This window comes from Paenibacillus faecalis, assembly GCF_900289175.1.
Taxonomy (GTDB): domain Bacteria; phylum Bacillota; class Bacilli; order Paenibacillales; family Paenibacillaceae; genus Paenibacillus_AQ; species Paenibacillus_AQ faecalis.
Map to the genome: position 1 here is coordinate 3,852,999 of NZ_LT985747.1, position 16,004 is coordinate 3,869,002.

The 16,004-nt window shown below is 48.3% G+C and carries 13 protein-coding genes; all 13 read right to left on the reverse strand.

Annotated features, from left to right (window positions below; all coding sequences use genetic code 11):
* Positions 1-29: 29 nt before the first annotated feature.
* Positions 30-653, reverse strand: a complete 624-nt coding sequence (locus C8268_RS18065) for a histidine phosphatase family protein (protein ID WP_106768951.1) — start codon at positions 651-653, stop codon at positions 30-32.
* A gap of 33 nt (positions 654-686) precedes the next feature.
* On the reverse strand, positions 687-1,337 hold the full coding sequence (locus C8268_RS18070) for a histidine phosphatase family protein (RefSeq protein WP_106768952.1): 651 nt from the start codon (positions 1,335-1,337) through the stop codon (positions 687-689).
* A 90-nt stretch (positions 1,338-1,427) separates the two neighbouring features.
* Positions 1,428-2,462 (reverse strand): LacI family DNA-binding transcriptional regulator, encoded by a 1,035-nt coding sequence (locus C8268_RS18075; protein ID WP_106768953.1) that lies wholly within the window; start codon positions 2,460-2,462, stop codon positions 1,428-1,430.
* A 356-nt stretch (positions 2,463-2,818) separates the two neighbouring features.
* Positions 2,819-4,012 carry an A/G-specific adenine glycosylase gene (gene mutY, locus C8268_RS18080; RefSeq protein ID WP_106768954.1) on the reverse strand — a complete coding sequence of 398 codons (1,194 nt, stop codon included), beginning with the start codon at positions 4,010-4,012 and terminating at the stop codon, positions 2,819-2,821.
* Positions 4,013-4,038: 26 nt separating this feature from the next.
* Entirely contained in the window at positions 4,039-4,437 is a 399-nt protein-coding gene (gene acpS, locus C8268_RS18085) for a holo-ACP synthase (protein WP_106770015.1), read from the reverse strand.
* 281 nt (positions 4,438-4,718) lie between these two features.
* Positions 4,719-6,734, reverse strand: coding sequence for a transketolase (gene tkt / locus C8268_RS18090; protein WP_106770016.1), 2,016 nt, complete (start codon positions 6,732-6,734; stop codon positions 4,719-4,721).
* Positions 6,735-6,792: 58 nt separating this feature from the next.
* Positions 6,793-8,304: a sedoheptulokinase gene (locus tag C8268_RS18095; RefSeq protein ID WP_106768955.1), complete on the reverse strand. Its 1,512-nt coding sequence runs from the start codon at positions 8,302-8,304 to the stop codon at positions 6,793-6,795.
* A 12-nt stretch (positions 8,305-8,316) separates the two neighbouring features.
* Positions 8,317-10,350: a YyaL domain-containing protein gene (locus C8268_RS18100; RefSeq protein WP_158702766.1), complete on the reverse strand. Its 2,034-nt coding sequence runs from the start codon at positions 10,348-10,350 to the stop codon at positions 8,317-8,319.
* Between the two features lie 149 nt (positions 10,351-10,499).
* Positions 10,500-11,747 carry an amidohydrolase family protein gene (locus C8268_RS18105; protein ID WP_106768957.1) on the reverse strand — a complete coding sequence of 416 codons (1,248 nt, stop codon included), beginning with the start codon at positions 11,745-11,747 and terminating at the stop codon, positions 10,500-10,502.
* Between the two features lie 47 nt (positions 11,748-11,794).
* Positions 11,795-13,099, reverse strand: coding sequence for an ABC transporter substrate-binding protein (locus tag C8268_RS18110; RefSeq protein WP_158702767.1), 1,305 nt, complete (start codon positions 13,097-13,099; stop codon positions 11,795-11,797).
* Positions 13,100-13,196: 97 nt separating this feature from the next.
* Positions 13,197-14,033 (reverse strand): carbohydrate ABC transporter permease, encoded by an 837-nt coding sequence (locus C8268_RS18115; RefSeq protein ID WP_106768959.1) that lies wholly within the window; start codon positions 14,031-14,033, stop codon positions 13,197-13,199.
* A gap of 13 nt (positions 14,034-14,046) precedes the next feature.
* Positions 14,047-14,922 (reverse strand): carbohydrate ABC transporter permease, encoded by an 876-nt coding sequence (locus C8268_RS18120; RefSeq protein ID WP_106768960.1) that lies wholly within the window; start codon positions 14,920-14,922, stop codon positions 14,047-14,049.
* 24 nt (positions 14,923-14,946) lie between these two features.
* Positions 14,947-15,954: a LacI family DNA-binding transcriptional regulator gene (locus C8268_RS18125; RefSeq protein WP_106768961.1), complete on the reverse strand. Its 1,008-nt coding sequence runs from the start codon at positions 15,952-15,954 to the stop codon at positions 14,947-14,949.
* Positions 15,955-16,004: the final 50 nt, after the last annotated feature.

The following is a 16,004-nucleotide window of genomic DNA, read 5'->3' on the forward strand; positions in this document are numbered from 1 at the left end:
CCTTGAGTTCATCGTTAAAATTTAAATATTTATTCGTATACGTGCCGACCAAGATGGTCTTTATGCAACGATACATTTACACATTGACCTTCCGAATCGAGAACATAATGCACAATCGCCGCATTGTATACGGGATGAATGTCTCCAGGATTGACGATTTGCTTCATATCTGCGATCGTCTGACCATGCCCGAACACCGCAATATTCATGTCGGTTCCGTAATAATCGGTCAACTTGGCATTGACAAATTTCTGAACGCGCTTACGAACGATGGCATGATTCTCTGGCCAAGTTGGCCACCATTTGTGCTGCATATCTTGATATTCTACAAATTGTGCATGCGGAAATTCCCCTACAATCTGCTCACATGCTTCCCAATCATAATCTCGGTAGTCTTTCCATTCCTCATTGAATATTTCGGACATCTCAGGAATCAGCACTATATTCAGCCCCTGCGCCTTGGCAAGAGGCGTTGCGGTCTGAATAACTCTGCGTAAGGGACTACAGAAGATCATATCCAGCTGGATATCCATGAAAAATGAAGGGATCTGCCCCGCCTGCCATCGTCCCACTTCCGACAAACTACAGTTCGGTCCACCTCCCTGTCCAATATTCATCGTCGATTGTGCATGGCGAATGACATATAAATGCATAAATAATGTTCTCCTCTGTGTTGTTATAATCATTTATCCACCCGAAGGGCTAACAACGGCCCGACCAGCCAGCTCTAACTTCCCTTTCGGGAGATGCCCCGTATCGTTCAGCTTCATCAACTCGGTCGATTGCTCGCCGAAGATAATATGGTTCACCCCCGTATTTTCCTGGGGAAACCGGATATGTACCGCTGATGCGATGCCGATCGCTTCACGAATGATGTATTCATTAAAATTCCCGTGACAAAATACCGCAATCCGCTGCTCGCTGCACGACCGAAGCTGCCTCAGTGCTTCTTCCGCGCGCCGCATAACCTTATCGGGCCGCTCTCCACCCGGACATTCCCATCCATCCGTCTCCATGGTATTTTCGAATACGGCTTCCGGGACGGTCTCCAATAACAATTGCTGAGAAAGGCCGATAAACCGGCTGCCTTCCCTAACTTCATACAACGTTTTCATGACATGAATCGGTAAACCAAGCAGTCTTGCCAACGGCTGTGCCGACTGCATCGCCCGAATTAACGGACTGGAATAGATGGCGCCGATACCCCGATCCCGCAAATGTATCGCCACGCGTTCGGCTTGCGAACGACCCAGCTCAGTCAGCGGTGAATCCGGCATATCCCGATCCGGCAGTGTATTGCCAACCGATTGTCCATGCCGTACAAGATATAAATCCATAATCGCTCCTTACTTGCTCTGTAATCTGTGGAAAAATAGATGCAATCCGTTCTGCGGGATTTCCTCCCCCACAGATTTACTTAAATGCCTCTACCTGACCTGCAAGGAAGATCTTGCGGTCGATTGACGAATGATCAGCCTAGACGGAAGCGTCACATTTTTTTTGAGACTCATTGCCCGCGGTTCAATGATGATCTCATTCAACAAATGAAATGCTTCCGCACCCAAGTTGGCCCCATTCATCTCCACACAGCTTAATGTCGGGGATACCTTGACCAGATAAGGGGCATCATTGAATCCAATAATCCCCACGTCCTCCGGAACGCGCAGATCGTTCAATTGGCAAAACTTCAATACACTAAGCGACATAACACTATCCATCGCAATGACGCTGTCAACGGCGATACCTTCATCAAGCAGACACTGCAGTGCATCCATAACATCCTCTTCTTCCGAACCGACCTGCACGATGCGCTCGGCACACGCATCCAATCCAGCTTGCTGCACCGCTTGGCTGTAACCGGATATTCTCGCCGCAAATACATCCAGTTTCGTGTCCTGTGTCAATACAACGGGATGCTGGTATCCGGCGTCAATCAGATGCCGAGCAGCCATATATCCGTCCCGCATATTGTCGTTATGGACAGAGAATACGTCATGACGGAACGTGCAGCCGATCATCACAAAAGGAATATGCTCCTTATGAAAGGCTCGCAGTAGCCGATCCTTGTCATCCGACAAAATCCCGGTCAGGATGAGCCCATCAATCCTGTTCTGCTTGTACAACTGCAAACATTTCTCGATCTGCCGATCGACGCTGTGGAACACCGCCAACTGCAAATCCATTCCATGCTGCTCGACGGTGCTCGATACCCCGTACAACACGCTGTCGAAGAATGGGTTCCCGAAGATATCTGTCGAATTCCGGGCGATGGTCAAACAAATGGTTCCGTTGCTAGCGATGAGAGACTTGACACCTCTGGAATTAACATAGTTCGTCTTCCGAATCGCCATCTGGACTTTTGTCCGTACGTCTTCTGAGGTATTGCCTTTATTCGATAACACCCTTGATACGGTTGCTGGAGATACGCCAGCCAATTTTGCGACATCCTTGATATTGACCACGATCCCCCCTGACATCAATGAAACAAAATAGAAATACATGAAACATGTTTCATGTACATTAAACCACATCCCGCTCAAATTGAAAAGAGAAAATGTCTATTTCGGTTATATTTAATTTATTTCATGAGATTTATCCCGATAAACAACTTGTTTCCCGTGAAACAATTTAATTTTGTTTCATTGATGATGAAACAAAACCACCTCCGGTCTAAAGTGACAATGAGATGGTTTCATCGAACAGGCTTTCTTTTTGATTGTAGCTCTCTCGGATCAGGGGTGGTCATATGCTGGCAAACATCAAAAACGCCATCGTTTTTTTGAGATAACGATGGCGTTTTTTACGAAAATAAAAACTATCATGATTGCGAAAAAAAGTACGCATTCAATATCCGAAGGAACACGTTTGGAAATGCATAAAACTGCATATCATCCGCTGAAATCCAGCGGAACGAAACGTCTTTGTCGAGCTTTTCTTCACCCTCTTGCACCAGCGTAAAGACCGGTTCATAAGAAGCTGCACTTTCAGCAGCGTATAAATGATCTGTTCCGATATCACGCCACTGACAACGGAACACGCGCATGTTCCAATGAATATGGCTGAACGTATGCTCGGCATTCATGAAATGCGACACCGGTACGATCGGAATCCCTTCATCCTTCAATTCCCCTGCAAGCCTGTCCATAGCTGCTTCATCCGGTATCGAAGCAAGACCTGCTCCTTTATCTGAAGATAAGAGAATGTGAGGAAGCTCCCACATCCCGGCTAACAGACCGGTCGCAGGACGTTTACGGATCAACACTTTCCCTGCATGCTCATCCTTTCCTTCCACAAGCGCTGTCAACCGATATTCCGGACGTGGTGGTTTGGCCTTGGTCTTGATCGGAAGGGACTCCTCCTTACCTTCAAGACGAGCAGCGCAGTGTTCCATGACCGGACAGGTAAGACATTTTGGAGATTTCGGCGTACATACGAGCGCTCCAAGCTCCATCAGCCCCTGATTGAAATCAGACGCCCTGCCCTCCGGGATCAAAGAGACCACCAGATCCTCCATGTGTGAGCGGGTGCTCCCCTTCATAATATCTTCTTCAATTAAAAAATATCGGGAGAGTACTCTCATCACGTTGCCGTCTACAGCCGGTGCTGGAATGTTAAATGCAATGCTGCGGATCGCTCCAGCCGTGTAAGGGCCCACTCCTTTTAACCCGAACACTTCTTCCTTGCCGCTGGGCATAACTCCGCCATACTGCTCTTTCACCTGTCGAGCCGCATGCTGTAAATTACGAGCCCTCGAATAATAACCGAGACCTTCCCAGCATTTAAGGACTTCTTCTTCCGGTGCGTCAGCTAGCGCCTCTACGGTCGGGAACTTTTCGATAAAACGGTTGAAATAGGGGATAACCGTGTCCACCCGTGTTTGCTGCAACATAATTTCTGAGACCCATATATAGTAAGGATTGCGATGCCGCCTCCACGGCAAATCCCGTTTGCTGCGTCCGTACCATTCCAGCAGCTCCCGGCTGAAAAGTCGCTGATGCTCTATGTTATTCATATGCTTTATTCTCCTTTATACAGCCATTACTTTTCCAACTTCTCGACAATCGAAAAAGCGGAAGCCAGCTCCGTTTGGTGTGAAATCGTCAAATGAAGTATATATTGACCTGGTTTACCTATGCCTAATCGGGACCAAGCGGAAGCTGATAACGTGACAACCGGTTTCCCGTGCTTGTCCGGTAATATTTCAATATCACGAAAGCCGATCACACTACCAATTCCACAACCAAAGGCCTTGCTTACAGCTTCCTTTGCTGCAAATCGCCCCGCAACAAATTCCGTACGGCTTCCACCCTTGTTCTCAGCTAAAGCCTGTTCTGTCTTGGTCAGTACCCGTTCTATAAACTTTTGTCCGTAGGGTCCTCCCAGCAACAGAGCAACACGCCTCATTTCGAGTACATCGTGTCCGATCCCGTAAATCACAGTTATCGCTCCTTTCTTTTGAAATTCAATCTTCAAAATGATACACACTGTTATGCACACTTTTCCTATTGTAACAGTCACCCGGCATCTGTGCGAGGGGTCAATTATGAACTTGCAAAAAGTGCAAACGGACTCTGCTTAAAGAAGTCTGCAGATTGATCATATAGCAACTCTTCAATTATACGCAAAAACGCTCTTGGTATCCTTTTCCAGGACGAAAGAGCGTCTTTGCATAATTCACTCATATATCTTGATCTTTGCGATCCAACAATCCAACAACACTATACCTTCATCATCTGTTTAACCCGTTCCACGATCTGATCAGCAGTAAATCCGAATGATTGCATAATCGTCTTGCCGTCTCCAGAGGCGCCGAAAGTACGAATACCGACTACATCGCCCTTGTCACCAACGTATTGGTGCCATCCAAGCGGATGCGCCATTTCAATAGCCAAGCGTTTCCTTACGTCCGGTGCAATAACCTTGTCACGGTATTCAGTGGACTGCCGGTCGAACAGTTCCCAGCTCGGCATACTGACAACACGTGTTGGAATGCCTTCGGCTTCAAGGCGTTCCTGCGCTTCAACCGCAAGCGACACTTCAGATCCAGTCGCCAGCAGCTGTACATGTGGACGTTCGCCCGCTGCCTCCGACACGATATACGCACCCTTGCGAAGACCTTTGCGAGCACCTTCCTGCGTTCCTTTCAGGTTCGGCAAATTCTGGCGAGTCAGCACGAGCACGATAGGTCCTTCCTGCTGTTCCATCGCAAAGCGCCACGCCTCGTTTGTCTCCTCTGCGTCGGCAGGCCGAAGCACGGTAATGCCTGGAATGGCGCGCAGCCCAACAAGCTGTTCAATCGGCTCATGTGTCGGGCCATCCTCGCCAACGGCGATACTGTCATGCGTCAGTACGTAGATCACCGGCAATTTCATCATTGCCGCCATCCGGATAGCTGGCTTCAAATAATCCGAGAACACAAAGAATGTTCCGCCGTAAACCTTAACGCCCCCGTGCAGCGACATCCCGTTCATGGCACATGCCATCGCGAACTCGCGCACACCAAACCATATGTTGCGGCCGCTATAATCAGCAGGGGTGAAATCAGCCATCCCCTGAAGCATCGTATTGTTAGAGCTGGCCAAGTCTGCAGAGCCGCCAACGAGATAAGGTACGCGTGAAGCGATAGCATTCAGCGCTCTGCCTGAAGCGGCGCGAGTAGCAATACCGGAGACAGCCGGATCATAGGTTGGCAGCTCCTCGTCCCAACCTTGCGGAAGTTCTCCCTTCACGGCCATTTGCAGTTGGAGGTGAAGCTCTGGATATTCTTCATGATAGCGATCCATCATCGCCTGCCATTCTTCATATCGCGCTTCGCCGCGCTGTCCGATGGCACGGAACTGCTCATAAGCTTCATCCGGCAACTCGAATGGCTCGTGTGTCCAGCCATAATGCGCCTTCGTCAGCACGCTTTCCTCCTTGCCTAGCGGTGAACCATGCGGCCCGACACTTCCACCTTTGCCCGCTTTATTAGGGCTGCCGTATCCGATCGTGGTCTTAACTTCGATCAGCGTTGGACGATCACTCTCTCGCTTCGCCGCTTCGATAGCGCTGTTAATCGCTTCTACATCGTGCTGATCCTCAACACGAATATAATGCCATCCATAGGCTTTAAAGCGCTTTTGTACGCTTTCTGTAAAGGTCCGGTTCAGTTCCCCATCCAGACAGATGTCATTGGAATCGTACAATACTATTAATTTTCCGAGCTTTAAATGCCCGGCGAGCGATGCAGCCTCGGCAGAAACGCCTTCCATCAGATCGCCGTCACCGCATAGCGCATAAGTATAATGATCGATTACCGGATATTCTTCCCGATTGTACGTAGCCGCCAAGTGAGCCTCAGCCATAGCCATGCCTACCGACATCGCTATACCTTGCCCAAGCGGACCGGTTGTAGCATCGACCCCTGGCGTATGACCGTATTCCGGGTGGCCCGGCGTCTTGCTACCATAGCGCCGAAATTGTTTAATATCTTCTATGCTCACATCATAACCGCTCAGGTGTAGCAGGCTGTACAGCAGCATCGATCCGTGGCCAGCCGACAGGACGAATCTGTCCCGATTGACCCAATCCGGCGCCTTCGGATTCACGATCATTTGGCGCTGCCACAGCGCATAAGCCATCGGCGCAGCGCCCATTACAATCCCTGGATGTCCGGAATTGGCCCGTTCAATCGCATCTATTCCGAGCGTACGAATTGCGTTGATTGCCAAGCTATCCTTCGCATTTGCTGTCATCATTTGCATGTCTTATTTCCCCTTACTGGATTAGATTGATTTACTGTTCATCCGAAATTCATTCGAGGCATTGCCCGGCGGAAGCGAACGATGGCAGGCAGCCGGCTCCAACGGCAGCGCATAAAGCAGCGCCGACAGCCCCTTCCTCTTCAAATGGAGGCAGCTCCAAGGGCAGGCCAAAGCGAGCACTAAGCCGTTGCGACAGCACCCGATTAAGGCGCACGCCGTTGCCGGAGCCGATCAAACGGCGAATTCGTGTCGTCATGGTTTTGGGCACAGCCGCATAATACGACCTCAGCTCTTCTGCCATACCGTCAAGGAAGGCAAAAGCAAGCGCATCGGTCCGCCAGTTATCAAGGGTAATGCCGCTAATCACTCCGCCTGCCCCCGGTCCTGCTTCGTTACGCGTTCCGAGAAATCGTGGATCGACCGTTAATCCGGGATCGGCGGCTGTAGAACCATACGACTCCGCGATCTCATTCATCCGTTCGTACAGCGGCAGTCCATTCTCGCCCGTAAACGTATATATTACATCGCGGAAGAAGCGCTCAAGCATAGCATACGACTTTCCACCACACAACGACGCGCCGACCAGCAAATATCCGCCACCGGGAAACGGGCGCGTCTCCATACCGGGAATTTCCATCAAACTATCCGTATAAATGGATACTTGACCTCCGGTGCCGATGTTTACGAGCACGGAATCCGAAATGTTCGCCACCGCTCCAAGGAAGCTCGCCTGATTATCGCCAATAGCCACATATACAGGAATGCTGCTGCGATATTGTCCAACGACCGTCCCCCCGGACACAATCTCAGGGAGCATTGCCGTCTCTAACCCGGCACTCGCCAGCACCTCCCGATCAAAGTCACCGTCATCTAAGCTAAACGCGCCCATACTCGCCGCTTGGGACGAATCCATACGCGGTATCGTCCCACCTCCGATCCGCATAGCGGCATAATCCGCGATCGTACACATATAACGAGCGGTCGATGGCACGAGATGAAGCGCCTGGTTTGCCGTATGCGTAGCAAGGCCATAACCTGGCTGCACCCGATAGCCGATTCTTTCACTGAACTGTTCAGCATAAGTGCTGATGTGTTGGTTCACGCCATTTTCCCTATGATCACCATCATCGTTACTACCGCTGTTAACGTCATACACGCCGTCTCTGCTGTTACGTTTGCCGTTATCGCTAACACCTAAGCTGTCACCGACACCTGACCCAGAATAGGGGAGCGCCCCCCGCTGATCCTGCCACGTGTATAATGGGCTGACATGCTTTCCTGTAGCATCTGTGTACACAATGCCGTGCATTTGTCCGGTGATACCGATCCCCTGTACATCCGGGTGTCTAAGCAGCAGTTCTTCAAGAACTGCGTTTACGACAACAACGATCCGCTCAGGATTCTGCATTCGCTCCCAAGGATTAGATCCTGGAATATCAGCATCATTGCGCCTTGTGATGCTCGCAAGCAGCCCGCCTCCTTCCGTATCAAGCACGACGCCGCATATCGACGTCGTCCCGATATCCAATCCGACCCATTTCATCGCACTCGTTCCCTTCACCGCCGTTTATCCTTACTTCGTAAACAGCTTGAGTTCCTGCTCAAACACCTTCGCTTCCTGGCAGGCATACAAAATCAGTCCGACGCACCATGCGTGCGAAAGCGTCAGCATCATCCCCTTCGGCTGGAAGCAGTTCGTATTGTAGAAACGCTCAGTGACCATCCCTTTGTACGCATTGAAATCGCCATCCTCACGAGCGATAAACTGCAGGAAGCACGCAAGATGATCACGGGTGCGCTGCAAGTAGTAGTCGTCCTGTGTATAACGCCATAGACGCAGCGACTCCGGCACACAGAACAAACCGTAGTTGTGCAGGTGCTGATTGGATGGCGATGCCTGATCTGCGCCGCGCGAACGGTAATCATATTGCTTCAGCAGTGTACGACGCGGAAACTCAAGATTGTACGACCAGCGGAACGTCATCATCCAATCGGCAGCTTTGGCCGCAAGGTTCAGCCATTCGCGGTCCTGAAATGTTTCATACAGCAGCACATAAGCGACCACAGCATTGTAGGCATCCTCGGATGTCGGCGTCAGATGCACATCCTCCGGCGCGCCATAGATAAGCTCGTTGTGGATAAACTTTTTGTAATAATGTCCTCCGCCGCGTGCCGCTTCCCTATAAGCCTCATTGCCAAACAGCGCCGCGCCTTCCAGCAGCGCCGCCATCCATAACAAACCGCCTGCGCCGTCCCATTCTTCAACCGTGCTGTTCTCCACGTGATAGTATGATCCGAAGTTGCCGTCCTCGCGTTGGTGTGTGACCGCAAATTCAAGGTTTGAGCGGATTGCATGCTCCCAATCCGGATGATCATGCCCCTGCTCTCGTTCAAAAGAAAGTGCGCGGATCATGAACAACGTCGCTTCCGATACAGTCCGGGCCTGAACCCATGTCGACTTCGGATTCCAGCCCGAGCTCCAGCCTTTATCGAGCCTCCACTCTGCCCAAAACGTACCGCAAGGAGCCAGGCCTGTTGCGATTTTGTCGATGACACGCATGCCCGCTTTCGCATACTCTTCATTGCCATGCCGCCGTCCATACGTTAACAATGCATATGCATAAGGAACGCCGCTAACCCAACCCACATGCATGTGCGGGCGATCGCCCATTCCTTTCACGTTGTTGTTAAACTCGCGATCAAACGCAGCCGTTTCATATAGGATGCTGTGCTCCTCATTGTAGTGCCAATGATATAACCCATGTGCAGTCAGCTCAGCTGCTTCATCAAGTCCCATCCAAGGATTCAGTTCGTACCGCTGTTCATGTTCAGCATAGATGAAGCGCACGAACGGATCATAAGCATGGAGATCCGGTCCTGCCGCATACAGCCGGAATGAAAGTTCAATCGTTTCTCCCGGTTCAACACGGTATAACGGACAATCTGCCTCCTTCGGCTTGGACGACCCGTCAAAGACGACCGGCTCTTCACGGTAAGGAAAGTTCAGCCATACCTCGGTAGACTCCGCATTGCCGCGGAATCCAAGGCCGCTGATGCCCATAGCGGACATTTCATCTGTGTACATGCCCACGCACATTCCGTCATTCCATGCGAATACAACAGGCATAGCACTGCGATCAGAACGGAATGACCAATAGTCGGAAACCATCTCTTCAGCTTTGCCGCCTTCGTAATCGTATCGAGGGTAGGGGCGCTGATTATGTTTAAAGCGATTTTCCTGATAAAAAGCACCCGGGATCATCCATGTTGGTTTCCCTTCCCCAGCCAGCCGCCCCTTTACCGTTAAACCGAATTCCTTGGATGTGCTGCCTGTATAAGTAATGTTCATCGTTACCGCAACCGAAGAAGACGCTTCATCTTCTATCCATTCTGATGACACTGTAAAGATGTCCGAGCTGCCAGAGCAGCGAAGCCCCTTTTCCATCTGCTCAATCTGTTGTACCGGAATAACTGCCGACAAGTCTTCACTGCCTTGCACCCTTAACAATCCTTCCAAAACAAATCGACTGTCCTGATGTCCTTCAGGAGCGATCAAGCTAAGCTCGTACTCTTTTTTATCCAGCTCTCGATATTGAAGTACACCCATGTCTATACCTCCGTTTGCAAAAAGAAACAACTGGGCCTCCTTGTTATTAAAAAGACGGCAGCGTTTCTTCGAAATATAAGCCTAACGTCACGTAAATCCTTTATAAATAAAGGCCGAACCCCGGATGCTCCGGACTCCGGCCTCAATAATCACAGTTGGTAGAACTCAAGCAGATTATCCCGCAAAATCCGGCGGGCAAATTCCTGTGCTTCATCCTCCGTCATATATCCTGCCAGCACTTTCTCTTCAAGCACTTCACCAATCGCTTGACGCGCCATTTTCGCATGGGCGAAAGTTCCTTCAATCTGGTTGTAATCTCCACCGAAGCCGAATATCTTCGTCTGCGGAACCATCTCAATCAATTGGTGCAAAAATTGCTTCGACGCTGTCGGTGAAATGATATACATCCAGGTCATGTCGGCATAGACGTTGGCAAAATTCTTGACAACTGATAAGTATGGAAACATATATGGAAACCCGCCATGAAGCAGTACAAATTGTGCATCCGGGTAGTCCAAAAATAGTGGAATCAAATCTGTCACTTGCGAGTTCGTAATGATATTGCCGTTATTCGATACACTGGTTTCATGATGTCCGGTATGGATCTGTATCGGCAGCTTGCGCGCAATCGATGCGCGAATCACTTCATGAATAAGAAAATCCTGCAAAATAGCCGATTCCTGCTGAGTAATGCTTTCCTCCAGATAAAGACGGCTAAGACGGTTGAATATCCGTTCTGCATCTGCATACGTCGGTTTTTCTACGCGAAGCGTGCGCCAGTACGCATGTCCCAGCTTGGTCGCCACCATTCCATCTGCCTTGTAACGGTCCATAAGCACATTCAGCGCGTCAATGTAATCTCTTAAGGAATGAATTCGTACACCGGAGCTTTGCTCCACCGCCTCGACATCTTTTAAAGTGCGTAATTTAAAATAGAAGTCAAGGAACATCACTGGCTTGAACCGCGCAAAATTCAGCTTTGTCGACTGAACAAGCGTTATCGCCACATCGATTCCGGCTTGATCCAACACGTGATCGTACCATCCGTCATCGGCTGTTGCCGCAAGAACCTTCTCGTTTAATTCAAGAATACCCTGTTCGGTCCAGGTGCTTTCTCCATACAATTCATTTATGGCAAGTTGAAACGATTTTGCATAAGCTGTATTTTTGGTTCGATTCCAATACGTTAAAAACAGACGCGCCTTTTCTTCATTCGTCAGAGAAGTTCCGGGATGAAAAGTTCCCCTTTTCATCCCGGCTGTTACAAAGTCAGAATCCAAATAATGGAATAAGCTAAAAAAATCGGCTTTTTCTTTTTGACGAATGGAAGGCGGGCTTAAATGCTCGTGACCATCAATAATGCGAATGGTACGAATATAATCTTGTATGCTGGACATATAGCGTCACCACTTTCCATTGCTTCTCATGTTGTTCCTTCACAGATCTATTCGACACCTAATTCCGGATAATCGCTTTTCACTTGCTTTGTTACTTTCTCATATACTTCTTCATTCGTGCCGTTGTTGTCTATCGCTTCCAGTGATTGTTTCACAAAAATCTTCTGAATGTCTTCACTGTATTTGTCCGGAATCGTTGCCGGAATGCTCATCGAGATATCATAGTACATTCTCAAAATGTTCTGATCACCCGTATACTCCATTTTGAAACTATCCATGTTTTTCTCATAAACGGTCTTTAATGCAGGCATATTACCGGTTTTTTGCAAGTTATAATCCTGCCATTCCTCACTCGCAACAAACTTGATGAATTCATAAGCAAGTTCTTTGTTTTGGGATTTGGAGTAGATCGAACGATATGTACCGCCCATATAATATCCTTCCGGTCCCATCGCAATGCCGTACTTGCCAATAGCCTGATCATCCTTGTTGTCAACCATGAAACCTGCCCATGCCGGCATCGCTATCGCAATAACACTGCCATCATTAAGCGCATTGCCCCAGCCTGGAGTAAAGTAGCCAAGCTTGGCGTCCACACCGCTTTCACGGATTTCACGCTGGATATTCAGAACATCGTTCCATTTCGGGTCATAGTTGAATTTTCCATCCTTAACCCAAGGCTCGTTATGATATTGATTGAAAAAGATAACATCTTCCGTATTGGTCAACAGGTGAACCTTGCCATCGCTTTCTTCTACAACCTTTTTGCCTAGTTCAATGATTTTATCCCAGCTGCTAAGCATTTCGGACACTTCAAGCGGATCGTCTGTACCCAAATATTTCTTTGCTTGCTCGCGGTTGTACCAAAAACCGCCTGGAGATGAGTGATCGGAGATCGCTTTTATCGCACCGTTCTCATCTTTACCGAGAGCCGCCACATAAGGAACATAATCCTTCAGCAATTCGTCAGCGCCCATCTTGGACAAATCTTCAACAAATGGTGAGTTGACGAATTTTCCGACATAGCTCCGCTCCAAATCAAAGATGTCCGGAGCATCCGAGCCTGTCTGCAAAGCGGTTTGCAGCTTCGTCTGATATTGGTCACCAGGGAACAGCTTTACGTCCACCTCGACCCCAGGGTGTTTCTCCATGAACTTGTTAGCCATCTCTTTCACTTGATCAAAAAATGACCAGATAACCAGTTTACCTTGCAGCTCCCCGTTATTTTGTACGCTTTCTGTACCTTCAGACGACTGAGGGGATGCTTCTTCTTTCCCTCCGCCGCATGCCGACAGCAAGCCAACCATCAAAGTAAGAATAACTAGAATGGACCAAGATTTCATGCGTTTCATGTGCATTCACTCCTCGAAGTTGATGTGACTTTTTCTTAATCTGCCAAACATTTGTAGAGCGTGACGTGATCACCTCCTGCTTGAAGTAAATCCTCTTTTATTCTTTTACAGCCCCGGCTGCTACCCCGCTAATCACCTTTTTCGAAGCTAACGAGAAGAAGACTAGTATAGGTAAAACCGAAATGAGAATGCCGACATACTGTGCACCATAATCGGTATTAAATTGGGTCTTGACCCCGGCAATCATAACAGGCAGCGGCTGCAAGTGGTTCTCAAATAGAATGATCATCGGTTCAAGGAAGCTGTTCCATTTTCCGATAAAAATGAATATCGCTAATGTGGCTATACCAGGCATCATAATCGGGAAAATAAGGCGATGGAACATTTTCAATTCTCTACACCCGTCTACCCGGCCGGATTCAATAATCTCATTAGGGACCGCACCATCCACGTACTGCTTTAGGAAGAATATACCGAAAGCATTCGCAATGGACGGCAGGATCAGCGGCCAATATGTATTCAAAAGATCCATCCCGCTGATCAGTCTGAAAAATCCGATAATCCCGAGCTGGCCCGGAATCATCATCGTACCCAGTACAAACATAAACAGCCACTTGGAGCCTTTAAATCTGAATTTGGCGAACCCGTAACCAGCCAGTGCCGAAAAGTAAACACCCAGCGCTGTCGAAGAGACGGCTATAATTACGCTGTTCAAAAAGCCGCGCCAAATATTAACGGCTTCCATGAGACGGCCATAGTTGTTAGAAAACTCTTCCCCGATCCAAAGCGGCAATGTCCGCGCAATATCCGAGTTCGAGTGCGTCGAAGTAACAATCATGCTGTAGAATGGAACGATACATATGACTGCCACCAAGATTAAAAAGGCATATAGCAAACCTTTTCCCAATCTAAGTTTCCATATTGATGTAGACATCTTCGTTCCTCCTCTACTTGTTCATCTTCGATACTTTAGCTGATATGATCGAGAAAATAAGAATAATGACAAATGCTGCATAAGCGATGGCTGCACCATAACCATAGTCAAACTTCTGGAAGGACATTTCATACAGGTACATGATCATCGTCAGCGTCGAATCTTCCGGTCCTCGTCCGAGCATCAACGGCGCATCAAAGATTTGTAAGCCTCCGATAACCGAGGTAATAATGGTAAATACGAGAACAGGCTTCAGCATCGGCAACGTAATCTTCATCGCAATCTTCCATTTGGAAGCACCGTCGATTTGAGCTGCTTCATATAATGAGTCGGGTATGGACTGCAGCCCTGCAATATACAGAAGCATGTTAAATCCAAAATACTGCCAGCACATCAATGCTGAAATGATTAACCGGGATAGCATCGGATCGCCGAACCAGTTGATGTTCTCTTCGATAAGCCCGAGTCCCATCAACATTTTGTTAACAGAACCGGTCTGCCAATCAAACATGAGCGCAAACATCACGCCAAGCGTAACTGGCGTTATAATGTTCGGAAAATAATAAACGGCACGAAAGAAATGCTTACCGCGGATAAACTTCTCATTCAAGATGATCGCAAGCAAGAGCGCCAACGACAATTGCGGGATGATGGACACAATCCATATGATGAACGTGTTTGCAATGGATTTGAAAAAGAACGGATCATTCAGCAGTCTTATGTAGTTGTCCGCCCCGATGAATACCGGATCATTAAAACCGTCCCACTTCATGAAACTTAAATAAAACGAGTACAAAATCGGTACTAAACTAAAAATCAAAAAGATGATGAAGAACGGTGAAATGAATAAGTATCCGTATTTGGATTTGTTTAACTTAGATGAATTCATATTCGCTCCTCCTACGAGAGAGTATCAAACCAAGCTGCGGCAAGATTGCCTGATGACCATATTTGTTTTGAACAGATGCCGCTGGTACTTCATTTCAGATGTTTTCAGCAACTCCATCATCATTTCGGCCGCTCTGCGCCCTATTTGATGAAGCGGCTGGTTAGCGGTTGTCAGACCAGGATTCACCCACGCGGACATCGGGATGTCATCAAACCCGATAAGGGAAAAGTCTTGTGGAACATGAAAACCTCGGTCATTCGCGGCACGGAGAGCACCGATGGCCATCTCGTCATTAGAGGCAATGACTGCTGTAAATCCGCGACGCTCGCGTTCCAATAGCTGCATCATCGCCTCATACCCTCCCTCCTTGGACCAATTGGACGACACGATCCATTCAGGTCGGAACTCGATCGACAGCGTTTGCAAAGCTGCTCTATACCCTGCCATCCTTTGGTGTGTGGCGGCTGCTGTATCCGGACCAGCAATATAAGCGATGTTGCGGTGCCCAATTTGATGTAAATATTCCACTAATTCGTAAGTTCCGGAATAGTTGTCGACATCCACACTGTGTACTTCCTTGCACCCTGCATCATCACCGATGAGAATGATAGGATAAGGAATTTCCTGAATGGCCGCTATAAGGTCTTCGTCCCGCTTATAAAAGCTGACCATAATTAAACCATCAACTTCACCCTCATACAGCATGTTCAAATACTCTTTCTCCTGCTTCTTGTTGCTCTTACGACTGAAGAAAACGCATTGATAGCCATGCTGATTCGTAATCACTTCAATCTCACTGATTATTGTCGAATAAAAATAGTTCGAAATATCATCTACGACGATTCCGATGTTGAGCGTACGACTCGAAGCAAGTCGCCTGGCATTCATGTTCGGGTGATAATTCAATTCCTTAATGGCTTGAACGATCGCTTCTTCGGTCTTCTTCTTTACTCGTTGACCATTCAAGAAACGGGACACTGTACTTTTGGATGTATTCGCTTGTTTAGCGACATCTTTGATAGTCGGATTCAAATTCTAGCTCCTCCTTTCTAAAAGACCCCCTTTTTTGGGAACGGTTTCAT

Coding starts and splice junctions, on each gene's coding strand:
- C8268_RS18115 (WP_106768959.1), bottom strand. CDS start 14,033: ATGTCTACATCAATATGGAAACTTAGATTGGGAAAAGGTTTGCTATAT.
- C8268_RS18100 (WP_158702766.1), bottom strand. CDS start 10,350: ATGGGTGTACTTCAATATCGAGAGCTGGATAAAAAAGAGTACGAGCTT.
- tkt (WP_106770016.1), bottom strand. CDS start 6,734: ATGACAGCAAATGCGAAGGATAGCTTGGCAATCAACGCAATTCGTACG.
- C8268_RS18105 (WP_106768957.1), bottom strand. CDS start 11,747: ATGTCCAGCATACAAGATTATATTCGTACCATTCGCATTATTGATGGT.
- C8268_RS18110 (WP_158702767.1), bottom strand. CDS start 13,099: ATGAAACGCATGAAATCTTGGTCCATTCTAGTTATTCTTACTTTGATG.
- C8268_RS18070 (WP_106768952.1), bottom strand. CDS start 1,337: ATGGATTTATATCTTGTACGGCATGGACAATCGGTTGGCAATACACTG.
- mutY (WP_106768954.1), bottom strand. CDS start 4,012: ATGAATAACATAGAGCATCAGCGACTTTTCAGCCGGGAGCTGCTGGAA.
- C8268_RS18065 (WP_106768951.1), bottom strand. CDS start 653: ATGCATTTATATGTCATTCGCCATGCACAATCGACGATGAATATTGGA.
- C8268_RS18120 (WP_106768960.1), bottom strand. CDS start 14,922: ATGAATTCATCTAAGTTAAACAAATCCAAATACGGATACTTATTCATT.